The 21,921-nt window shown below is 69.2% G+C and carries 17 protein-coding genes; 6 read left to right on the top strand and 11 right to left on the bottom strand.

All coding sequences use genetic code 11. The features are described from left to right. Window positions 1-40: 40 nt before the first annotated feature. From FE374_RS03340 to FE374_RS03330, 3 genes are all read left to right on the top strand, one after another. Window positions 41-682 (top strand): hypothetical protein, encoded by a 642-nt coding sequence (locus tag FE374_RS03340; protein ID WP_139927234.1) that lies wholly within the window; start codon window positions 41-43, stop codon window positions 680-682. Next, window positions 679-3,303: a lysylphosphatidylglycerol synthase transmembrane domain-containing protein gene (locus FE374_RS03335; RefSeq protein WP_139927233.1), complete on the top strand. Its 2,625-nt coding sequence runs from the start codon at window positions 679-681 to the stop codon at window positions 3,301-3,303. Before FE374_RS03340 ends, FE374_RS03335 begins: the two co-directional genes overlap by 4 nt. A 307-nt stretch (window positions 3,304-3,610) precedes the next feature. After that, a complete protein-coding gene (locus tag FE374_RS03330) occupies window positions 3,611-3,931 on the top strand; it encodes a hypothetical protein (protein WP_139927232.1) in 321 nt (106 codons plus the stop codon). 371 nt (window positions 3,932-4,302) lie between these two features. Here the strand turns inward: FE374_RS03330 and FE374_RS03325 are convergent, their stop codons facing one another. The 11 genes from FE374_RS03325 to FE374_RS03275 form a co-directional block, all read right to left on the bottom strand. Continuing rightward, a complete protein-coding gene (locus FE374_RS03325) occupies window positions 4,303-4,491 on the bottom strand; it encodes a helix-turn-helix transcriptional regulator (protein ID WP_139927231.1) in 189 nt (62 codons plus the stop codon). A 207-nt stretch (window positions 4,492-4,698) separates the two neighbouring features. Then, the gene (locus tag FE374_RS03320) at window positions 4,699-5,055 is read right to left on the bottom strand and encodes a hypothetical protein (protein ID WP_139927230.1); all 357 of its coding nucleotides are present in this window, start codon (window positions 5,053-5,055) and stop codon (window positions 4,699-4,701) included. An 871-nt stretch (window positions 5,056-5,926) separates the two neighbouring features. After that, window positions 5,927-7,282, bottom strand: a complete 1,356-nt coding sequence (locus tag FE374_RS03315) for a tyrosine-type recombinase/integrase (RefSeq protein ID WP_139927229.1) — start codon at window positions 7,280-7,282, stop codon at window positions 5,927-5,929. Window positions 7,283-7,287: 5 nt separating this feature from the next. Next, window positions 7,288-7,491, bottom strand: coding sequence for a helix-turn-helix transcriptional regulator (locus FE374_RS03310; protein ID WP_139927228.1), 204 nt, complete (start codon window positions 7,489-7,491; stop codon window positions 7,288-7,290). A gap of 495 nt (window positions 7,492-7,986) precedes the next feature. Continuing rightward, window positions 7,987-11,442, bottom strand: a complete 3,456-nt coding sequence (locus tag FE374_RS03305; protein ID WP_139927227.1) for a pyruvate carboxylase — start codon at window positions 11,440-11,442, stop codon at window positions 7,987-7,989. 116 nt (window positions 11,443-11,558) lie between these two features. Then, window positions 11,559-12,755, bottom strand: coding sequence for a CoA transferase (locus tag FE374_RS03300; protein WP_168205509.1), 1,197 nt, complete (start codon window positions 12,753-12,755; stop codon window positions 11,559-11,561). Then, on the bottom strand, window positions 12,752-13,657 hold the full coding sequence (locus FE374_RS19680; protein WP_139927225.1) for an HpcH/HpaI aldolase/citrate lyase family protein: 906 nt from the start codon (window positions 13,655-13,657) through the stop codon (window positions 12,752-12,754). The genes FE374_RS03300 and FE374_RS19680 overlap by 4 nt, the downstream gene beginning before the upstream one ends. Further along, complete coding sequence (locus FE374_RS03290; RefSeq protein WP_139927224.1) at window positions 13,654-14,544, bottom strand: FAS1-like dehydratase domain-containing protein; 891 nt, start codon at window positions 14,542-14,544, stop codon at window positions 13,654-13,656. The genes FE374_RS19680 and FE374_RS03290 overlap by 4 nt, the downstream gene beginning before the upstream one ends. Next, window positions 14,541-15,353 (bottom strand): enoyl-CoA hydratase-related protein, encoded by an 813-nt coding sequence (locus tag FE374_RS03285; RefSeq protein WP_223173627.1) that lies wholly within the window; start codon window positions 15,351-15,353, stop codon window positions 14,541-14,543. Before FE374_RS03285 ends, FE374_RS03290 begins: the two co-directional genes overlap by 4 nt. A 101-nt stretch (window positions 15,354-15,454) precedes the next feature. After that, window positions 15,455-16,594, bottom strand: coding sequence for a zinc-binding dehydrogenase (locus FE374_RS03280; protein WP_139927222.1), 1,140 nt, complete (start codon window positions 16,592-16,594; stop codon window positions 15,455-15,457). A 30-nt stretch (window positions 16,595-16,624) separates the two neighbouring features. Beyond that, a complete protein-coding gene (locus FE374_RS03275) occupies window positions 16,625-18,109 on the bottom strand; it encodes an aldehyde dehydrogenase (RefSeq protein WP_139927221.1) in 1,485 nt (494 codons plus the stop codon). A gap of 536 nt (window positions 18,110-18,645) precedes the next feature. Between FE374_RS03275 and FE374_RS03270 the strand changes: the two genes are divergently transcribed. Genes FE374_RS03270 through FE374_RS03260 form a run of 3 tightly spaced genes read left to right on the top strand, consistent with a single transcriptional unit; the run spans window position 18,646 to window position 21,907 of the window. After that, entirely contained in the window at window positions 18,646-19,848 is a 1,203-nt protein-coding gene (locus FE374_RS03270; protein WP_168205558.1) for a type 2 periplasmic-binding domain-containing protein, read from the top strand. Between the two features lie 48 nt (window positions 19,849-19,896). Further along, the gene (locus FE374_RS03265; protein WP_139927219.1) at window positions 19,897-20,412 is read left to right on the top strand and encodes a TRAP transporter small permease; all 516 of its coding nucleotides are present in this window, start codon (window positions 19,897-19,899) and stop codon (window positions 20,410-20,412) included. Further along, a complete protein-coding gene (locus FE374_RS03260; protein WP_139927218.1) occupies window positions 20,396-21,907 on the top strand; it encodes a TRAP transporter large permease in 1,512 nt (503 codons plus the stop codon). The genes FE374_RS03265 and FE374_RS03260 overlap by 17 nt, the downstream gene beginning before the upstream one ends. Window positions 21,908-21,921: the final 14 nt, after the last annotated feature.

Raw genomic sequence — 21,921 nt, 5'->3', positions numbered from 1 at the left:
CAGCAGCATCCGCACAAGGATCACCTTCCGGAGGTTTGCGATGAACCAGCACGACCTGACCGCTGCCCGCCCCGACGTCCCGGACCGTGCCACACGGCCGCCCCGCCGACTCGGCCGCGGGGCCACGCGAGCCCAGCACCCGCCGGTGCCCCGCCAGAAATGGCCGGCCGTGGTGATGGCCGCCTTCGCCGGCGTCGTCTTCGCCGTCGGGCTGTCATGGTTCCACAACGGCGCCGAGTCCCTCGTCGGCCTGCACCAGGTCGTCGCCGTCGGCGTGCAGCGGCAGGCGCACGGGCTTCAGATGCTCGACCTGTACATCGTGCCCACGGCCGCAGCCAGCGGTACTCCGGCGCCGGCGTCGTGGGAACTCGCCGGCGCCCTGGTGATTACCCACGGCTCCGAGGACCGGCTCGTCGGCGCGAAGATCGACGGCCGCCAGGCGACGGTCACCGCCGGAGCGGGCACTCCAGGCGCCGTCACCGTCACGACGGAGCGGCCCACGCCCGTCGGCCTGGCCGCCGGGGACGCGCGGGTCACCGTCGCTGATCCGGCCTTGCGGGCTGGGACCGTCGTCCCCGTCACGCTCACCTTCGCCCACCGCGGCGACGTGCACGTCTCGGTCCCAGTCCTGGTCTCCGCAGCGGGTCCCAGCGACGCCGCCACCGCAGGCGGCGCGGGATGACCCTGATGACTCCGGACGCGGCCGTCGGCACGGACCGCCGGCCGCCCGAGCCCCCGGTCCCGCCGACACATGACATCCTCCTGGTCGACGTCCCAGCCGTGCCGCTGCGCCGCCCGGGCGACCTCGTCGGCCTGACACTCAGCCTTGCGGGGATCGCCGCGGTGCTGGTGCTCGCCGTCTATGCGCCCCGCACCACCCGTGCGGTGAGCGGAGATGTCGCGACGGCGCTGGCCGTGGTCCGTTCCCTCCTCCTGGCCCCACTGACCGCCCTCGAGGGTGTCGCGGCGTACCTCGTCCCGGCCGCCGTCCTCGTGGCCGCCGTCTCCCGGCGTGCCCTCCGCACCGCAGCCGGGATGGTTCTCGCCGCGGCCGCCTCCGTGCTGGCGGCCGTGGTCCTCCTGCGGCTGGGCGGACACCTCACCGTCGTCGAAGGCGTCCTCGATCCGGCTGCCCCGGCAGGCAGTGAGCTGGTGGGAGCCAGCCCCTACGTAGCCGGGTTGACCGCGTTGCTGACCGTGGCAGCCAGCGACATGCGCCACCGGGCGGTGCCCTGGACGCTGCTGTGGGTGGTCCTCGGCGTGTCCGTGATCCAGGGCAGGCAGACGATGGCCGGCGCGGCGGTCTTCGTGCTGCTCGGGCACGCCGTCGGCCTGTTGCTGCGCTACCTCCTGGGCGCAGGCTCCGACCGGGCATCCGGCCCGGCGCTGGTGCGCGCCGTCCGCCGGGCGGGCCTGGACCCCGTGCGGATCCTCCGTCGGGACGTCCCCGCCGACGGCGTGCGCGCCGTCGCGTGGAGGGTCCGGACCTCGGCCCCGGTCGGGTACCCCGAGCCCCGCCCGTTCGGCTTGGCGCGGCCGATCCCCGAGGACGTCGGCGCGGGCACGAGTCCGCCGGGCGACAGCATCACCGTGGACGAGATCACCGACGCCGTGGCAGCTCGCGCGGGGATGGCCGATGCCGCCGACCAGGACGGGGCCCGCGACGGGGCCCGCCACTACGCCGCGTGGGACACCGAGGAGCGGCGCTACGACATATCCGTGCTCGATGGGGACCGGCAGGTCCTGGACTACCTCGGCGGGCTCTGGGACACGCTGCGCATCCGCGGACTCCGCCGCCGCGGCGGATCGAACCTGCGCGAGAATGCCGGCCACACCATCCTCATGATCCTCTGGGCACAGCACGCCGGGGTGCGCACACCGCCGCTCGTGGGCGTCGCCGCAGCGCGCAACTCGGTCATCATGATCACGGCGCACATACCTGGCCTGCGCCCCCTCGCCGACCTGCCGGCCGAGGAGCTCGACGACACCGTGCTGGACGACGTGTGGCAGCAGCTGCGGGCGGCCCACGGGCGCGGCCTGAGCCACAACGACCTCGACGCCCGGTCGGTCCTGGTCGACGCCGGCCGCCGCGTGCGGCTCGCGCACTGGGACCACGGCGACACCCTGGCTTCCGAACTCGCGCAACGCATCGACCTCGCCCAGGCCCTCGTCCTCCTCGCCGTGCACGCCGGCCCCGACCGCGCTATCGCCTCCGCCACCCGCTCCCTGGGCCGGGCGAACCTCGCCGCTGTGGCGCCGCTCGTCCAGCCCGTCGCGCTCCCCGCGAGCACCAGGGTTGCCCTCCGGCCTCGTCGCCACTTGCTGGAGGACCTGCGCCGGAACCCCGCGCAACTGGTCCCAACCGCGTCCACCGAACCGGCGCGCATCAACCGGTTCAGCCCACGCACAGTCGTGCTCGTCGTGGTCGGCGGCGTCGCGGCCTGGGTGCTCATGGGCAGCCTCGGCTCCGAGGACGTTGCCTCCGCCATTTCCGGCGCCCGGCCCGGCTGGATGGTCGCGGCCTTCCTGCTCGGAATGGTCACCTACCTCGGCTCGAGCCTCGGCCTCGTCGCCTTCTCCCCCGAGCGCCTGGGCCTGGTGCGCACCACGCTGGTCCAGCTCGCCGCCTCGCTGCTGGCTCTCGTGGTCCCAGCGGGTGTGGGACCCGCGGGCCTGAACCTTCGATTCCTCCAACGCCGGCAAGTCGCTCTGCCCGTCGCAATTGCCACGGTCGGGCTAACGCAGCTCATGCAGTTCCTAATGACCATGCTGCTGCTCGTCAGCACCGCGCTCCTCACCGGCTCCGTGGGAACCCTGACCGCGCCGTCGCCGGTGCTAGTCATCGTCGTGCTCGGCGCGGCCATGGCACTGATGGCCGCCCTCGCCCTGCCCCCGGTCCGCCGGTGGGCGCTGGCCAAGGTCCGGCCCACGCTGGCGCAGCTCGGGCCGCGGCTCTCGTGGCTCACCGGCCACCCGAGCCGCGTCGCTCTGGGAGCGCTCGGTGGGCTGCTGCTGAGCGCCGGATATATCGCCGCCTTCGGCGCATCACTCGCCGCGTTCGGGGACACGCTGCCGCTGGTGACCCTCGCCATCACCTATCTCGGCGCGAGCGCCGCCGGGTCGCTCATCCCCTCCCCCGGCGGGATCGGCCCCATCGAGCTCGCACTCACGGGTGGCCTAACCGTGGCCGGCATGCCCTACGGCACCGCCCTGTCCACCACCCTGCTTTTCCGGCTAGCTGACCTTCTGGGCACCCGTACCCCTCGGCTGGCTGGCTCTCCGAGGTCTGGAGCACCGCGGTGAGATCTAAGCCGAGAGGCACGAGCAAGCCGCAGCGCGCTAGCGCGCTTCGCGGGCGCACGTCGGTCACGCTCCGGGGGGCGACCACGTCGACAACGTTGGCGGTGAGCCTGAAGCGCTCCAGCATGTCGGACCGGGACGACTGCCGTGGGGCCGGGATCGGTGTAGTACAAGGCCAGGCGGCCCTGCTCCGCTACGCCACCGTCGCCACCGTCGCCACCGCGGACTTCATGCCCGGACGAGTAATCACCAGGCGATCACCTTGTCGCCGCCGACACCGCAATGGAAACCGAAGGCAGGGAGACTTCTCATGACACCTGAGCAGGCCCTGGGCCACATTGCCGCTGTGCTGAGGGCACGAAGCGACGCGGACCTGGGCCCCGAAACCATCACCATGTTGGACGACCTCCTAAACGTCGGCCACACCATCACAGAAGAACGACAGGAACCCGCACGGTTCGTCATCGCCGTCCGCGAACTGGCCGAAACCCTCGCCGAATCGATTGCCCCGCCAAGCGCCGAGGCCGACACGGCACGCGACGAAGAAGCAGAGCCGCCGGCAGCGGTGGTACAGCCTGACACCGTTGAGCTTGTCCTGCTCCATCTATGCCCACTTTGGCCACTTTGCTGAAAGGACAACGGTCAGGACGGCGATGCTCTTGAGGAACCTTCTCGACCTTACGGACGCTGATCTCCCGCAGCGTGTAGTTCTGGAAGGCGGGCAGCACCAGTTGCCGCATGTTCCGCTCGTAGAGCGCTCTGGTGGCTCGGCGCGAGCTTGCCCTCGGGATCGAGATCCTCGAGCCAGACGTCAACCGGGCGAGCTCCTCCTTCAGGCGTGCTCCGCCATCTTCCGGGTCGTGCCGCTGGCCTCGACGCGGCGGAGCCGACCGTCAAGGTCCCGGAAGGGCACCCCGGGCCGTGGACCAGACCGTTCGCCAGGGTGGTGAAGTCGATGTCGCCGAACGTGGCGATCGGCGTACGGGGCCGCGCCACCTCAGATCACCCCTTAGCGCGATCGCGGCCGTCCTGCGTGGCCTCGCGCTGCGCGTCGATCCACGCGGCCACGTCGGAGACGGCGAACTTCAGGTGCCGGCCGACCCGGATGCCCCGCGCGCCGTGCCCGCTCTGGCGCCAGTCGTAGATCGTCCGGACGGGCACTCCGAGGTACTCGGCGACTCGTGGACGCACAGGAGCGGGTCGAGCCCACTCAACGCTGCAGGCGACGTTCACCGCTCGCGTAGTGTGCGACGCACACCGCGACAGCCGTGACTCTCCGGCACCGATCGCTGCGCGTCGCACGGCCGAGCCGCCGCAACCGCGCCAGAGAAGTCAAAGTGGAGGGTAAGTGGAAGGCGGTCGAATCGGGCACTGGTCCGAATCGACGTATGTCAGCAGCTACCCGATCTTGCGACCCGCACTCAACGGGCTCATGCCTCTCGGTGTGTTCGTGTCTGCGATGGCTCGGGCGCCGCGCAATGCCGCCGCAGCGCGCTCGGCATCGCGTCGCTGAGCCAGGGTCTCGGCTTCCGGTCCGAGAGGGTCCTGGCTGGTGACGCCGTATCTGTCGCGGTACGCGGCGACGACCGCCAACTGCCGCACCCACCGTGCCCGTTCAGTGCCGTCAAGCGGTGGCTCACCGATCCGCAGGACCCAGGGCGCACGGTGGCGGACGGCGGACTCGGCGAGTGCCTGGGCGCGCGCTTCGATGAGGTCGCGTCGTTCGTCGAGCGCGGCGCGGACGTCGTCGGGCACCGGCCCGCGGGCTTCGGAGATGAGGCCGGCGATGAGGTCGGGCTCGCGACGACGACAGCGGACGGCGCACTGAACGACGATGAGCCGGCCCGGGCGAACTTCGCCTGTGAGGGGGCGTGGCGGCCATGACCGACAAGTCGGTGGTGCAACCGGCATTGCCAACCGCCGCCCGCGCGACCATCAGCTTCCCCGCGTGCGGCTCGGCCGCAAAGCGCGCAGCACACCAGCACACGGCGTGCCGATCACAGCGTGGCGCGCCAAAGCGGACAGGCGTTGGCCGTGCACATGGCCGACGACGTCCTCGTCGACCTCGAACTTTTCGAACGCTCACGTGAACCTAGCCGCGTGCGCACGGTTCTGGAGGAACGCGCGCACGAGTCGGTCCGGCTTCGCGCTCCGTCCGACCGTGTCGCTCGTGTTCAGCTTCTCGACCGTCACCACCTACGAATGCTTGGCCGAGGGCAGCCCAGCGCAGATCCCTTACCGCGGCCGCAATACGTTTCATGATGTGGGGGACGCTCTGCGACCTGCACTGTTGCTGCGTCTCCCCTCGGGGGGACGCTGGGAGAACGCGGTCAGGGGGGACGGAAACAGGTACGCGCGGCCGCCATAGTGGAGCGCATGGAGAGTTTGACCATTTCCAGAGGTAGGGCGTTGGCAGGCGCCGTCAACTTCGCCGGTGCGCGCGACTTGTGGCCGCCGCAGCGACGTTGCGTTCCTGCCCTTCCCGTCGGTGTATGGCGCACGCGCGGGGGAGCACTGAACGGTGGGCGTGACTCACGCCCACCGCAGAGACTCCGGACCTCCCACAGAACAGCCCGTCACCGACCGGCAGTCAGCGGCCGGGCTTCGGAGCTCTCCTGATCACTCGTCACCAACCTGAGTCCTCGCCGGCCACCGCCACCTTCGCGGCGGTGACTGCCGGCGCATCGGCACGAGCGGCGTCCGCACCCGTAGTCCGTTGGTGGGTCGCTTTGGCTGCTTCCTCCTCACCAATCTCGACCATGGCCTGCAGCACGGTCGAGGCGTCGGGTGCGAGCCGAAGCCGCTCGATGTAGTGCCGGACCGTGACCCCACCGTTGACCTTGTGCCCGAGCAGGGCGGCGGCGTCCGCCATCCCTCGCTCTCGCGCGACGAAGGTCGCGACCGTCGATCGCAGCAGGTGCGGATGGACCTCGCCCGTCATGTTCGCGAACTCGAGCGCGGCACGGAGCGTCCGGCGAACGTTGTGCGGTGTCTGTGGCTTCAACGATGCGCGACCATCCCTGAACCGCCGGGAGGGGAACAGCGGCATATCCGGCCGGGTGATGGGCGGCCGGATCGCCTCCAGCGACTCGACCGTGAACTTCGGGATGATGATGGTCCGCTTGCCGGCGTCGGTCTTCGGCATCTCCTGGCGGACCGTGCCGTGGCCTTTGATGTCCACGAGGGTCGCGTCCACGGCGATGGTCGGCAGCCCGTCACGGCTCAGGTTGACCTTCCCCCAGTTGAGTGCGAGCACCTCACCGATTCGCAAGCCGGTGCCAAGCATCACGTCGATCGCCGCCGGAACGTGGCCGGTGGGAGGCGGACCGGGTCGGCCGACTCGCGCGCACTCCCAGTCACGGACCGCCTTCCGGAGGCGATAGACGTCGGTCACCGTCATGGCCTTCGGATCAGGCACCTTGCGCTTCGGGGTGGTGGTCTTGTCCATGGGGTTGTACCGCAGCGCGTCGTGCACGATCGCGCGATCAATCACGGCCTTGAACGCGCCACGTGCCTGTGCTGCCGTCACGACCATGTCGTACGGGCCCGACTTGCCCGCCTCGATGATCGAGTTGACCCAGTCCTGGCAGACCGCCGTCGTCAGCTCGTTCAGCCGATACTTGCTCAGCTTCGGGATCAGTTGCGTACCCAACAGCCGCTCGTACTCGTCGACCGTCTGTGGGCGCCGAGGCGGATTGGGCCAAGTCGATTGCAGCCGCAGGTCGTCGATCCACTGGCGGGCAGCCAGGCCGACCCTGCTGTCCGGCTTGAGCTGAGCCGAGCCCCTGGGCGCGTTGAGCAAGGTGTCGATCTCGGCCTGTACCGCCAGCCGCGCCGCCGCACCGGTCTTGCGGTTCCGGGAGACTTGCGTCTCCTCGCCGTTGAACAGCCGGACGCGCACACGGGCCTGGAACTTGCCGCTCTTGTGCCGCTTGATGAAGATCTCGCCATGCTCGCCCGGCCCAAGCTTGTCGTGAGCCATGGCGGTCACCACCCCGAACGGTTGCCGGACCGTGAGTTGTGGTCGGCCGTCGTGGCTCGGGCCTCCAGCCAGGCGCGGACGTCGGCCTCCTCGAAGAGGAGGTGCCGGCCGATGCGGTACGCCTTGGGGCCGGTGCCGCGTTTGCGCCAGGTGTGCACGGTCGCGGGCGTGGTGTGGAGCTTCGCGCAGAGTTCGTCGAGCGTCCACATCGGGGTGCGGTTGAGTGGGGGTTCCTTCTTCTCGCTCCTGCCCCTCAGGTGCGCGCCGACCACCACCGACCGTGGTCGTTCGTGGGCATCGGTGAGCAGCGGTGATACGCGTACGCGTGGAATCTCGCGTGGAATCACGGGTCTCGACGTCCTCTCAGTCGAGGACTCCCGGGAATGCCGAAGGCCGCTGATCTGGGCTTTCACCCATACCAACGGCCTTCAAGGAGTGGAGCTAGGGGGATTCGAACCCCCGACCTTCTCACGGTCGGAGAATCTCCCGCCCCGGCCAGCCAAGACGGCTGATCAGTCTTACCGCGCTCCCAGAAGTCCCCAGAATCCCGGGGATCTCGAGGCTCTGGGATGAGTTTTGCAGACCTTCGCGATGACGCGCAATCGCACGCATACACGCTCGCTCAACCCGTGGCAGAACCGTGGCACGCGCCCAATCCGTGGCACAACCGTGGCACGAACTCGTCCCCCGACAGAGGCTTCCCCTCAGGCTACGGTCATCGTTCCCGCCGGTGAGGCCGGTGCTGGCGATGTCGCTGCGATGTCGAGGACGCACAGGAGGTCACCGGCCTCGACGCTCTGCGTGGCGGCAATGGCGAGGCGTTGCACCCTGCCGGCTGCCGGGGCGGTGATGGCGGCCTCCATCTTCATGGCCTCGATCGTGGCCACCTGCTGGCCGCGCTCGACGGCGTCACCGGCATTCACGCGCATGGTAACGGCGCCGGCGTAGGGGGCGGCGATGTGCCCGGGGGCGGCGGGGTCGGCCTTCTCGGCGGAGAGCGTGGTGGGCTCGACGCTGCGGTCGCGCACGTAGACCGGCCGCAGCTGTCCGTGCAGCGTGGTCATGACGGTGCGCATGCCGTGCTCGTCCGGGTCCCCCACCGCCTCGAGCCCGATGTGCAGCTGCACGCCCCGCTCGATCTCGACGACGTGCTCGTGATCGACCTGCAGGCCGTAGAGGTAGTCGAGGGTGTCGATGACGGAGACGTCCCCGTAGCGGTCTTGATTCTCGGCGAAGGTGCAGGCCGGTTTGGGGAAGAGGAGGTGGTTGAGCGTCGCGCGGCGCTCGGTGCCCGGGACGGCTATGACCGCCTCCTGCTCAGGGGTCAGGGGCCGTTCGGTCAGGTCTGGCTGCCGGCCGGCGAGGACCTTGGTGCGGAACGGCTCGGGCCATCCGCCCGGGAGCTCGCCGAGCTCGCCGGCCATGAACCGGATGACGGAGTCGGGCACGTCGTAGTCGCCGGGGTTCTCGGCGAAGTGACGCGGGTCGGCGCGGGTGGCGGCGAGCTGGAGGGCGAGGTCGCCGACCACCTTTGACGACGGCGTGACTTTCGGGATCCTACCCAGGACCCGGTCGGCGGCGGCGTACATCTCCTCGATGAGCTCGAAGTCCTCTGCCAGGCCCAGCGCGCTGGCCTGCTGGCGGAGGTTGGACAACTGACCGCCCGGGATCTCGTGGGCGTAGACACGCCCGGTCGGGGCCGGCAGCCCGGATTCAAACGGGCGGTACGCCTGGCGCACGGCCTCCCAGTACGGCTCGAGGTCGCCCACGGCCACGAGCGACAAGCCGGTGTCCCGCTCGGTGTGGGCCAGAGCGGCGACCAGGGCGGAGGCGGCGGGCTGGCTGGTGGTGCCGGCCAGGGGTGCGCTGGCGACGTCGACGGCGTCGACGCCCGCGGCGCTGGCGGCCAGCAGGGTGGCGAGCTGCCCGCCGGCGGTGTCGTGCGTGTGCAGGTGCACGGGCAGATCGAAGCGCTCGCGCAAGGCGCGGACGAGTACGGTGGCCGCTCCCGGGCGCAGCAGGCCGGCCATGTCCTTGATGGCCAGCACGTGCGCCCCCGCCTTGACGATGTCCTCGGCCAGGCGCAGGTAGTAGTCCAGGGTGTACAACCGCTCGGCGGGATCGAGGAGGTTGCCGGTGTAGCACAGTGCCACCTCGGCGACCGTGGTGCCGGTGCCGAGGACGGCGTCGATCGCGGGGCGCATCTGGCCGACATCGTTGAGCGCGTCGAAGATGCGGAAGATGTCGATCCCGGTGGCGGCGGCCTCCTCGACGAACGCGCCGGTCACCTGCGCCGGGTAGGGGGTGTACCCGACCGTGTTGCGTCCCCGGAGCAGCATCTGCAGCGCGATGTTGGGCATCGCCTCCCGCAGCGCGGCGAGCCGCTCCCACGGGTCCTCGGCCAGGAAGCGCAGGGCGACGTCGTAGGTCGCCCCGCCCCACGCCTCGACAGAGAGCAGCTGGGGGGTCAACCGGGCGACGTGCGGCGCGATCGCGACCAGGTCCCGGGTGCGCACCCGGGTGGCGAGCAGGGACTGGTGGGCGTCCCGGAACGTCGTGTCCGTCACCGCCAGCGCCCGCTGGGCCCGCAGCTCGCGGGCGAAGCCCGCCGGCCCCAGGTCAGCCAGCCGCTGCCGGGAACCGGCCGGGGCCTCGGTGTGCAGGTCCACCGTCGCCGGGAGCTTCTCGCGCGGACTCGCCACCGCCGGGCGCGGGCCGTGCGGGGCGTTGACGGTCACGTCGGCCAGCCACGCCAGGACCTTCGTAGCGCGGTCCTGCGGCTTGCGGGAGGTCAGCAGTTCCGGGCGTTCCTCGATGAACCGGGTGCTCAGGTCACCGGAGACCAGGGCCGGCTCGTCCAGGACGGCCTGGAGGAACGGGATGTTCGTCGCCACGCCGCGGATGCGGAACTCGGCCAGCGCCCGCCGCGAGCGGGCAACCGCCGTCGGGAAGTCCCGGCCGCGGCAGGTGAGCTTGGTGAGCATGGAGTCGAAGTACGGGCTGACCTGCGTCCCGGTGTGCACGGTCCCGCCGTCGATGCGGATGCCCGCCCCGCCCGGGGACCGGTAGGTGGTGATGCGACCGGTGTCGGGGCGGAAGTCGGCGGCGGGGTCCTCGGTGGTGATGCGGCACTGCAGCGCGGCCCCGCGCAGCCGGATGGTTTCCTGGCGCAGCCCGAGCTGGGCGAGCGACTCCCCGGCCGCGATGCGCATCTGGGCCTGGACCAGGTCGGCGTCGGTAACCTCCTCGGTGACCGTGTGCTCGACCTGGATGCGCGGGTTCATCTCGATGAACACGTGCTGCCCGGCCCGTGGCCCCTCGGTCTCGACGAGGAACTCCACCGTGCCGGCATTGACGTACCCCACTGCCCTGGCGAAGGCGACGGCGTCGGCGTGCAGGCGCTCTCGCACGGCGTCGTCGAGGTTGGGCGCAGGCGCGATCTCGACCACCTTCTGATGCCGCCGCTGGAGCGAGCAGTCCCGGGTGAAGAGATGCACGACGTCGCCGTGATGGTCGGCAAGGATCTGCACCTCGATGTGGCGCGGCCGCAAGACCGCCTCTTCCAGGAACATCGTCGGGTCGCCGAAGGCCGCCGCGGCCTCGCGCATAGCGTGCTCGAGGGCCTGGCGCACCTCCTCGCGGGTCTCAATGCGCCGCATTCCGCGACCACCGCCACCCGCAACGGCCTTGGCGAAGACGGGGAAGTCCAGCTCCTCGGTCGCGCTTACAAGCTCGTCGAGGTCTGCCGACGCGGGTGTCGAGCGCAGCACCGGCACGCCCGCCGCGACTGCCTGCTCCTTGGCGGCGACCTTGTGCCCGGTGCGTTCCAGCACGTCTGCCGACGGTCCGATGAACGTCAGCCCCGCCGCGCTGGCGGCGCGGGCGAACGCCGGATTCTCGGAGAGGAAGCCATAGCCGGGGTAGATCGCCTCGGCCCCGGAGTCGACGGCGACCCGCACGATCTCGGCGACATCGAGGTAGGCCGCCACAGGCTGTCCGCGGGTGCCGATCTCGTACGCCTCGTCCGCCTTTTGCCGATGCAGCGACCCGCGATCCTCGTAGGGAAAGACCGCGACGGTACGGGCACCGAGCTCGACAGCGGCCCGGAACGCGCGGATCGCGATCTCGCCTCTGTTGGACACCAGGATCTTGCGGAACATCGTCCTCCTCGTTGCGGGACCCTCTCGACCCGTCGGAGCGGAGGGAAGATGTCGCGGCTACACGCCGACGCCGCCCCACGGTTACGCCAGTTGGGTCGGCCTTCAATCGTGCGGGATCAGGACTGCCCTCGCAGAGCGCCTTCGACCTCGGCCGTGTGCTGGCCCAGCACCGGTGAGGGCGCCGCCGGCGGGACCGATGTCCTGCTGAACCTCAAAGGGCTGCGGGGAGTGAGGATGGTTCCGATGCCGGGGTGAGCGACTTCCGTGAACAAGGGATTCTCAAGGCTGCACCGTGGGTCGTCGCGCACCAGTTCGCCGAACGTCCGGTAGGTGCCCCACAGCACACCGGATCCGTCGAGAGCTGTCGCGACCTCGGCGTACGACCGTGCCGCCACCCACCGACCCACCACGGCCGCGATGATCTCCCGGGCTTCGTAGCGTCCGCCTTCGTCAGACAGGTCTGCGCCGATCACGCCGGCGACGGCGTCGATCTGTGCTGCCAGCCCCGTCGCAGTCGTCAGGTTGCGCCACTGGCGATCGGTGATGGCAACGACCATGATTCGGCGACCGTCGTCGGTGACGAAGTCCTTGCCGAAGCCGCCGTATAGATAGTTCCCCTGAGCCGGGCGCGACACGCCGTTGACCTGCACGTCGGCGATGTAGCCGAGGGCAGACACCACCGAGAGCATGACGTCGGACAGCGCCACGGTCACCTGCTGCCCCTGGCCGGACTCTTTGCGTACCCGCTCCGCCGCGAGGATCGCGGTGGCCAAGTGCAGGCCGGACGTGACGTCCCACGCCGGCAAGAGGTGGTTCACCGGGACCTCGCCCTCGCCGGTCGCGGTCGCGAATCCGCTCGCAGGGTTGACCGTGTAGTCGACGGCATTGGAACCGTCGGCGTTCCCGGTGAGGTGGACGAGGATGACGTCCTCACGGAGGGCACGGAGTGTCTCGTAGGACATCCAGCCGTCGACCGAGAGATTGGTGAGGACGATGCCGGTGCCGTCGCCAGGGGCGGTCATGAGGCGCAGAGCGCGCTTGCGCCCCTCGGGTGAGCGGAGATCGAGGGTGACAGACTTTTTGCCCTTGTTGAGTCCCGACCAGAACAGGCTCTCGCCAGAGTCGGTCACCGGCCACCGTGTGAAGTCCATCTGCCCGTCCAGCGGGTCGATCCGAATCACTTCGGCGCCCAGTTGCGCGAGCGTGAGACCCGCCAGCGGAGCGGCCACGAACGCCGACACCTCGACGATGCGCAACCCGGCCAGCGGGCCGCCGGAGCCGGCTACGGTCTCAGTAACGCCTTTCGCGGTCACGACACTCCCCCGTCGCGAGATGCAACCAGCGCCGCGTCGGGCCCGACCGCGGCGGCGGCGGCCAGGATGGCGGCCGCTCGTTCGGCCACCGGGCGGTCGACCATCCTCCCGTCCGCCGAGGTCACCCCCTGGCGCCCGTTCGCGTCCCATGCTGCTATCACTGCCCGTGCCCATTCGATGTCACCCTCGCCGAAGACGGCGTTGATGACGCCGACCTGCCGTGGGTGGATGCACAACGCACCGGTGAGCCCGGCGTCTCGGGACCTCTTAGCAGATGCGGTCAGCGCGTCCAGGTCGACGTAGTTGCCCAACGATGTGTCGAGGCCGATGCCCATGTGCCCGGCGGCGGCAGCGACGAGCGCGAGCTGGCGCACCGGGAGGTCCAGGCTCTGTCGGGTCGCCGCCACGCCGAGCTCGAGCGCGAGGTCCTCCGAGCCGAGCGCGAGACCGACGACCCGAGGTGCCTCAGCGATCTCAGTCAGTTCGAGCACGCCTCTCGGGCTCTCGATCAGCGCCACGACGCCGACGGCGCGCGGCGGCAGGCCGCGGCTGCGCTCAAGGCGCGTGAGTTGCTCGTCCAGCTCGACAAGGGCAGCGCCCGACTCGCAGTGGGGCCAGATCACGAAGTCGAGTCCCTCCGCAACAGTGGCGTCGAGGTCGGCCTCGGCCATGTCCGTGGCATTGATCCGGACGGCAAGCGCAGGGCCGCCGCCCGTGCGCCCTGCGATGGCCTCGGCCGCCAAGCGACGGGCGGCAGCCTTCCGCCCCTCGGGCACCGCATCCTCCAGGTCGAGGATGACGACGTTGGCGCCCCGCGTGCCCATCCGACTCACCTTGCGCTCGTCGTCGGCGGGCACGAAGAGCCAGGCATGCAGGCCGCGGGAGCGGTTCGCGGCGCTCATCGGGGCGTGACCTCCGCCGTCATGCAGACCTCCCCGCAGGCGTCGACGGCGCTCAGGCTCAGGTTCCCGCGGATGTCGGTCCGCCCGCGAATGGTGAAGGGAGCCGTGTCGAACAGCGGCTTGCGTGCCCGGAACGAGAACGTGCTGATGTCCGTCCCTGGATGGTGCGCCATGTAGCGGTCGAGCAGGAGGGTCGCGATCAGGGGACCGTGCACGACCAGTCCCGGGTAGCCCTCGGTTTGCATGGCGTACGGCCGGTCGTAGTGGATCCGGTGCGAGTTGAAGGTTAGTGCCGAGTACCGCATGAGCAGCACAGGATCGGGTACGACGGTGTCCAACACGTCCGACGTGTCCGCCAGCGGAGTGCCGCCAGTGGCGACGGCGCCAGCGGGGCGTGCCGCTGCCGGAGTGTCGCGGTAGACGATCGTCTGCTCCTCGTGAACTGCAAGCTCGCCGGCGCTGGTCGTTGCGCGCTCGACCGTCACGAAGACCAACGGACCGGTGGACCCGTGCTTGAGGGTCACGTCGCGCACCGTCGAGGCCGTCCGAGCTGGCTCCCCCACGGCGAGCGCCCGGTAGAACGAAAGTGAACTGGCGGCCCACATCCGGCGCGGCAGGGGCACCGGAGGCAAGAACTCCCCTCGCAGAGGGTGGCCGTCCTCGCCCAGCTCGTGGTGCGCCACTGCCTCTGGCGCGAGGGCCCAGACCAGAAGCGGGTTGACCGAGCCCGCACCGCTGGAGGTCACACTGCCCCGAGTCGTCGCGTTAAACCGCTCGACAGCACCCGTGGTGAGGACGTCAGTCGTCACCACGGTCCGGCCCATCCAGGATCGGAGCGCGTCGACGTCGAGCGAGTTGACCGGGGCGTCCATGGCGTGTGGGCTCATCGGACGCTCGCGGTTGCGGGCTTCCAGGGTGGCGGGGTGCGGTCGAGGTAGCTCTGGAGGCCCGCCCCGGCCTCCGCGCTCAGCCGGCGCGCGGCATGCTCTTGGGACATCTCGAGAGCCTCGTCGTCGTCGATCAGCTGTCCAGTGATGCGGAGGATGCTGCGTTTGGTCGCCGCGATGGCCTCCGGCCCGGAGCTGAGGATCTCGTCGGTGATCCGCTGGGCGCCCTCGTCGAGCCCGCCCGGTTCGGTGAGCTCGTCGACGAGGCCCATGCCAAAGGCACGCGCGGCGTCGAACCGCTCCGACGACATGGCGTACCGGCGCAGGCGCGCAGGACCGATACGACCGGCAACCTGCCGGACCAGGGGGGCTCCGACCATTCCCCAGCGCGATTCGGTGATCCCGAACTGTGCCGTGCTCTCGGCGACGACGACGTCGCAGGCGGCGATGATCCCGACGCCGCCCCCGAAGCACCCACCGTGGACCAGCGCCACGGTGGGCTTCGGGAACTCGTTGAGCGAGCGCAGGAGGTTGGTGGTCCGCATGGACACGGCGAGGTTGTCTTCCTCGCTCTGGGCCCGGACCTCCTGAAGCCACGCCAGGTCGGCGCCGGCCTGGAAGTGCCTGCCGGCGCCGCGGATCCACACGACCCGGACCTCGGGGTTCGTCGCGCACCACTCGAAGGCCGCCTCGAGTTGCTCGACCAGTGCGGTGTTGTAGGCGTTGTTCACGTCCGGACGGTTCAGCACGACGGTGGCGACGTTGTCTGGTGACAGGGAGGTGGTGACGAGATCGGTTGACGTACTCACGGGTGGGCTCCATGCAGATGGGGTCGTGGCGGCCATATGTGGTCGTGGCCGCTTGGTGCTATCCGGTGGCGGCTCGTCAGGCGAGCCGCCACCGGGCCGGCTCAGACGAACTCGGCGTGGGGAACGACGACCGGCTTGATCTCCGCGCGGGCGTGCATGCTCATGAGCGCGTCGTTGGCCTGGTCGAGCGTGTACCGCTTCGAGGTGATCTTGTCGAAGTCGAAGCGCCCCTGGGTCTGACTCATGAACTGCATCGCCTTCCAGTACTCGGCGATGTGCCCGGACCATGAGCCGATGATGTTGACCTGCTGCCGGGTGATGAGGCCGGGCGCAATCTCCACGGTGCCGGTGCCGACCTGACCGGTCACCGTGTACCGGGCGCCCGGCCGGATCATCTTGAGTCCCTCGGTGACCGCCGTTCGGGCTCCGGAGAACTCCATAACGATGTCCGAGCCCTTACCGCCGAGTAGGCGTCGCACTGCGTCGACGCGGGCCTCCTCGGTAGCGTGCGTGTCGACCGAGACCGTCTCGGTGGCGCCGTAAGACTTGGCGATCTCGAGGCGCTCGTCGGGTGCACCGATGGTGATGACCTGGCCGGCACCGCTCTGACTGGCGAGCGCCGTGGCAAAGAGCCCGAGAGGGCCGGCACCCTGGATGACGACGGTCTCCCAGGGCTCGATGCGGCCGAGCAGGTCGAAGGTGTGGATGACGGTCCGGAAGGCGCAGCTGGCGGCGGACGCCCACGAGGTCTTGACGTTGTCCGGGACCTTCACCCTCCCCGAGTTCGGGAAGACGTAGCAGTACTCCGAGAAGCCGCCGAGCAGGTAGGGACTCCGGCTGACGTTCGAGAACATGTAATAGTCACGGCGTTCGCACAGCGTCGGCTGGTGGAGCAGGGTGCAGGCCCGGCACTCCCCGCACGAGCTGTGCGAGAAGACGATGCGGTCGTCGAGCGCCAGCGGTGTGCCGAAGCTGTCGTGCTCAGCGCCGTCACCGAAGGCGACGATGCGCCCGACCATCTCGTGGCCGGGAACTACCGGAAGGTCGATCGGCTGGCTGCCGGCCAGCACACCGTCCCAGAGGTGGACGTCCGAACCACAGATCGTGGACTCTTCGATCTTGACGAGCAAGGCGCCGTGGGGCAGCTCCTGCGGGACGGGCAACTCCTTGATGACCAGCGGCTCGCGGTGCGCTTCCAGTACGGCTGCACGGCTGACGGACGGGTAGTCGGTTCGCTTCATTGCGGGTTCCTCTCGAGTGTGGGTGTGTGTCTAGCCGATCTGGAAGGGATCGCGTGTGCCGCCGGAGGTCTCGATCCAGACGGACTTCGTGCTCAGGTACTCGTCGAGGCCGTCCAGTCCGTTCTCGCGCCCCACGCCGCTCAGCCCGAAGCCGCCGTACGGGACGTTGTAGGCGAGGGTTCGATAGGCGTTGACCCAGATCGTCCCGGCGCGCAGCGCGCGAGCCATGCGGTGCGCCCGGTGGACGCTCTCGGTCCAGATCCCGGCTGCGAGGCCGTACTCGGAGTCGTTGGCGATCTCCACCGCCTCCTCCTCGGTGTCGAATGGGATGACCGAGAGCACAGGGCCGAAGATCTCCTCGCGGGCGATGCGCATCGAGTTCGTGATGTTCGTCAGGACGGTCGGCTCGAAGAAGTACCCATGCTGGAGCCGCTCGTCGTCGGGGCGGCGGCCGCCGGCGACCAGGGTCCCGCCCTCGGCGAGACCGAGCGCGACATAGTGCTCGACCTTCTCGAGCTGCTCGGGGAAGGCGATGGGTCCCATCTCGGTAGCTGGGTCGAGGGGGTCGCCGAGGTGTATCTCGCAGGCCCGCTGGGCGATGCGCTCGACGACCTCGTCGTGGACGCCGCTCTGGACCAGCAGGCGGCTACCCGCCACGCAGGTCTGCCCGGTTGCCGCGTAGATGCCGGCAACGACACCGTTGAGGGTGCGTTCGAGCTCGGCGTCGTCGAAGACGATGTTGGGAGACTTCCCGCCCAGCTCCATCGTGACGGCCGTGATGTTCTCGGCGGCGGACCGCATGACCTTGGTGCCGGTGGTCGCCGAGCCGGTGAACGTCACCTTGTCCACGCCGGGGTGCGACGCGAGCTTTGCTCCGGTGTCCCCGAGGCCCGTGATGACGTTGAAGACCCCGTCGGGGATACCGGCCTCCTGAGCCAGCCGGGCGATCTCCAACGTTGTCGCCGGCGTTTGCTCGGCAGGCTTGGCGATGAAGGTGCAACCTGCCGCGAGGGCAGGGGCGAGCTTGTTGGCCAACAGGTACAGCGGGCTGTTCCAGGGGAGGATCGCTGCGACGACCCCGATCGGGACGCGTTGGGTGAAGGTGAAGAAGTTCGTCTGGGGAGCTGGGATGGTATTTCCCTGGATCTTGTCCGCCGCGCCCGCGAAGTACCGGTAGGTGGCCACGAGGCTGGCCACCTGGCCCCGGGTCTCCCGCAGGACCTTGCCGTTGTCCTTCGTCTCGAGCTCGGCGAGCCGGTCCACGTTCTGCTCGATCAGGTCCGCCAGGCGATAGACCAGGCGCCCGCGGTCGGAGGCGGACATCGTTCCCCAAGGGCCGGCGAGGGCTGCCTGTGCTGCCTCTACCGCCCGGTCGACGTCGCCCTGGCCGGCGACCGGAGCCGTGGCCCATGCGGTGCCGGTGAACGGGTTGACCGTGGCGAAGCGGTCCCCGGTGGCCGCTTCCTCCCATCGACCACCGACGAACATCCGTAGTTCTGCCAGATCAGACCGCATCGTGGTGACCTCTCCCACACTCACTCGATCAACCTCCATTGGTTCTCGACAGACCGACGCGCGACCCCTGTCGCGCTCCCCGCTGCGGTGCGGGAAAGGTCCGGACAACCAACACCCTAACGGACCGCCGTCGCTGCGTAAAGCGGTCCAAAGGGTCACGTCGCGAAAGGTGGGGTTTCGCTCGGGCCCTGAAGCCCGGCGGGCACGCCCCCCGTCGCAAACGACCGCTGGGCGCGGGATTCCGTAGATTCCAGTCAGGTCGCGCAACGGCAGCACCTGGACGGCCAGCCGTCGACTGTTTGGGACATGTCGAGGCGGAGTCCTTGACGGGGCTGACTGGGCGCCCTACTCTCCTCATTTGTCCGGACCTTTCTTCATGGTTACGACGCGGTCCCTTGATTGGTCAACCGGACGAGGTGGCCTCCCGAGACTCCGTGAGGTCGCGGTTCTGGCGGTGCGCGATGGAGCGCCACACACGACAGGAGACTCAAAGAGCGATGCACACGCACAACACAACGAAAACTCTTCGGACACGGATGGCCGCCCTCGGCGCGACCTCGATCCTGCTCCTCGCCGCCTGCACCAACGCAGGTGGCGCGCCGGGTGGCAGCGACGCCGACTCCGGGGACCTGGAAGCGATCAAGCTCCGAGTGCCCACCCTCTACGGGCCAGACCACTTCCAGACCAAGGCGATGGCGGCCTATGCCGACGCCGTGAAGGAAGCGTCGGACGGTAGCATCACCATGGAGTTCTTCTACGGGGACAGCCTCGTCAAGCCCGCGGACACGATCAACGCGCTACGCGACGGCGTCGTGGACATCGCGTTGTCGGTGCCGGTGTACTCGCCGTCGGACTTCCCGATCGACCAGTGGACCACGAGGTTGGCGTTCCTCCAGACCACCGACCCGGTCGTCAGCTCCTTGCAGGCCACGTCTGCCATCCTCGACTGGTCGATCAACGATCCCGACCAAATGGCCGAGTACGACAAACTCGGCATCGTGCCCCTGATCCCGCGGTTCTACGGGCATGAGAGCTATCACCTCCTGTGCAAGACCCCGGTGACCGACCTGGCGAGCGCGCAAGGGCAGAGGGCGCGCGTCGGTGGCCAGGTCTGGCAGGACGAGATCGAATCCTTCGGGATGGTGGGCGTCTCGCTCGCCGGTGCCGAGATCTACGAGGGCTTCCAGCGGGGCGTCATCGACTGCTATGCCGGCTCGGCCCCCGACATGGTGGGGTCAAGCCTGGACGAGGTCGGCAAGCACTACACGACCGTCGGCATGTCCGGTGTGAGCAGCCTCGGCCTAATGATGTCGCAGACCACCTGGGACCGCCTCCCGCTCGAGGCCAAGCAGATCCTCTGGGACGAGTCGCCAGTGTTCCTGACCACCTGGCACGCCGGCTACATCGACATCAAACACGACTGGTTCGTCGAAGACCGTGGCCTTACGTTCCACGAAGCCGACGACGATCTCCTCGACGCCCTCGATTCCCACCAGCAGCGCCAGCTAGCGGAGGCCATCGACACAGCCCCCGCGACGGTGAGCGACCCGGCCGACGCGATCGAGCGATTCGAGGCCGCCTACGACACCTGGCTGCCTGTGATCAAGGACGACCTGGGCTACGACACCGGGTACACCACATGGGTCGAGTGGGCCCAGTCCACCGACGGCGACGTCGACCTCGCGGCGTGGGCCGACCACCTCACCGAGGACATTCTTGCTCCCCATCGGCCCAAGTAGTCCGACGGACCGCTCCGCACTGCCCAACGCCAGGAGGTGAATTAGCTGATGAACAGAGTTCTCAACGTCGACACGCCGCACAGGATTGCCGCGGCAGTGTCAGGCGCCGCGGCCGTCGCGCTCATGCTGTGGGTCGTCGCCGACGTCACCATGCGCTACGTCGTGAACAGCCCCATCGCGGGGACCCTCGACTACGTCACGTACGTGTTCATGCCCGGGATGTCGCTCTTCGGCATCGTGGTTGCGCAGCACCGCAAAGAGCACATCGACGTCCCGATCCTCACGAGCCGACTGCCCGAGCCGCTGCGCTCAATCATCTCTCGGCTGTCGCTGACGGTCTTCCTCGTCGCCGCGCTCGCATTCATGTGGTTCGGGTACGAGGCAGCGTTTGAGCGCATGGCCACCGGTGAGATGACCAGCACCGGAGATCTGAACATCGCTCCCTGGCGGTGGATGGTCCCGGTTGCCATGGCACTGCTCGTGATCCAGCTGGTGCTGGACCTGCTGGCACCGCAGGTGCCCGACGGCGTGGACGAGGAGATTCGTGATGACCAGTTCAATTGAGACCCTGCCGACGCCGCCGGTGGGCGACGGAGCCGCGACAATGGAGCGGCCCAGCCCGGCAGGAGCCCGCGGGCGTCGGCCACACCTCCTGCGATGGGGCGCCGCCACGGTGGTGTGGGCCCTCATGGTCGCCGCCGTGGTCCTGTCGATCTACTCGGCGGACAGCAACCTCAGCAAGGGCGGGTGGGGCGCGGCCCTCCTCATCCTGCTGCTCGTCTCCGGCGTCCCGGTCGCACTATGCATGCTCGCCGTCGGGCTCGTCGGGATCCACGCGATCGTCGGGAACACCGCGGTCATCCGCGTACTCATGGATGTGCCGTTCGGGAGCATGGCGAGCTGGACGCTCAGCGTGCTGCCGATGTTCGTGCTCATGGGCCTCATCCTGTGGAGCTCTGGCGCCACCGAGCGGCTCTACCGCGGTTCCCAGCTCTACCTCGGCCGGCTCCCCGGGGGGCTCGCCGTGACGACGAACCTCGCGGGCGCGGGCCTGGCGGCAGCGAGCGGCTCGACGGTGGGAATCACCTACGCGCTCGCCCGGATCGGTGTTCCCGAGATGCTCCGCGCCGGGTACGACAAGAAGTACGTCCTCAGCTCAGTGCTGATGTCCGGGATGAGCGGACAGCTGATCCCGCCGAGCGTCTTGCTCGTGGTCTACGCCGGCGTCGCCGAGGTCGGGATCGGCCAGCAGCTCGCCGCGGGCATCGTGCCGGGACTGCTGCTCGCGGCTTCCTACGCAACCTACCTCGTCATCCGGGCGACCCTCCAGCCCCGGCTGGCACCCAAGGTAGAGATCCCGCGGGTCACGATGCGGGAACGCGTACGGATCACCGGCGCGATGCTCCCCATCCCGCTGCTGTCGATCGTCGTCATCGGAGGCATGCTGCTCGGCGTCTTCACCGCGACGGAGGCGGGCGCGTTCGGCGCCTTCGGCGCGCTGATCATCGGGGCGGTCTACCTCGGACGCAAGAAGTTCGTGAAGGCCGCGGGATCGGCTCTGGTCGGCACTGCTTCGAGCGTCGGGCAGATCATGTTCCTCCTGTTCGGCACTGCCGTGATGAGTCAATTCATGGCGCTGAGCGGGGTCCCGGGCTGGCTGGTCGAGCTTGTCAGCGACATGAACCTCTCGCGGGTCTCGCTCCTGCTGCTCCTCATCGCCGTCTACATCGTCCTCGGCATGTTCCTTGACCCGATAGCCATGATCCTGCTCACCGTGCCGGTGATGGTCCCCATCCTCAGCGTGTACGAAATCTCACCGATCTGGTTCGGCGTGTTTGTGGTCATCCTCTGCGAGGTGGGCATGGTGACGCCGCCGGTGGGGATCCTCTCCTACGTCCTACACCGGATCGTCCAGGACGACGACGTCCGGCTGGGTAACCGGATCAGTCTGGGCGACGTCTTCAAGGCAGCGCTCGGAATCATTCCGGTGGCACTCTTCGTCATCCTCTTGCTGATCTTCTTCCCTGATCTCGTCGGATTCTTCAACGTCGACGGCTGACGTCAGGTCACACA

The organism is Georgenia yuyongxinii (assembly GCF_006352065.1).
Taxonomy (GTDB): domain Bacteria; phylum Actinomycetota; class Actinomycetes; order Actinomycetales; family Actinomycetaceae; genus Georgenia; species Georgenia yuyongxinii.
Note: the sequence above shows the minus strand (reverse complement) of the source record. Positions and strands in the feature narration are given on the sequence as shown.

Bases quoted from the DNA above. Each gene is read 5' to 3' on its own strand.
- FE374_RS03340 (WP_139927234.1), top strand. From the start codon at position 41: ATGAACCAGCACGACCTGACCGCTGCCCGCCCCGACGTCCCGGACCGT.
- FE374_RS03335 (WP_139927233.1), top strand. From the start codon at position 679: ATGACCCTGATGACTCCGGACGCGGCCGTCGGCACGGACCGCCGGCCG.
- FE374_RS03330 (WP_139927232.1), top strand. From the start codon at position 3,611: ATGACACCTGAGCAGGCCCTGGGCCACATTGCCGCTGTGCTGAGGGCA.
- FE374_RS03315 (WP_139927229.1), bottom strand. From the start codon at position 7,282: ATGGCTCACGACAAGCTTGGGCCGGGCGAGCATGGCGAGATCTTCATC.
- FE374_RS03310 (WP_139927228.1), bottom strand. From the start codon at position 7,491: ATGTGGACGCTCGACGAACTCTGCGCGAAGCTCCACACCACGCCCGCG.
- FE374_RS03305 (WP_139927227.1), bottom strand. From the start codon at position 11,442: ATGTTCCGCAAGATCCTGGTGTCCAACAGAGGCGAGATCGCGATCCGC.
- FE374_RS19680 (WP_139927225.1), bottom strand. From the start codon at position 13,657: ATGAGCGCCGCGAACCGCTCCCGCGGCCTGCATGCCTGGCTCTTCGTG.
- FE374_RS03290 (WP_139927224.1), bottom strand. From the start codon at position 14,544: ATGAGCCCACACGCCATGGACGCCCCGGTCAACTCGCTCGACGTCGAC.
- FE374_RS03280 (WP_139927222.1), bottom strand. From the start codon at position 16,594: ATGAAGCGAACCGACTACCCGTCCGTCAGCCGTGCAGCCGTACTGGAA.
- FE374_RS03275 (WP_139927221.1), bottom strand. From the start codon at position 18,109: ATGCGGTCTGATCTGGCAGAACTACGGATGTTCGTCGGTGGTCGATGG.
- FE374_RS03270 (WP_168205558.1), top strand. From the start codon at position 18,646: ATGGCCGCCCTCGGCGCGACCTCGATCCTGCTCCTCGCCGCCTGCACC.
- FE374_RS03265 (WP_139927219.1), top strand. From the start codon at position 19,897: ATGAACAGAGTTCTCAACGTCGACACGCCGCACAGGATTGCCGCGGCA.
- FE374_RS03260 (WP_139927218.1), top strand. From the start codon at position 20,396: ATGACCAGTTCAATTGAGACCCTGCCGACGCCGCCGGTGGGCGACGGA.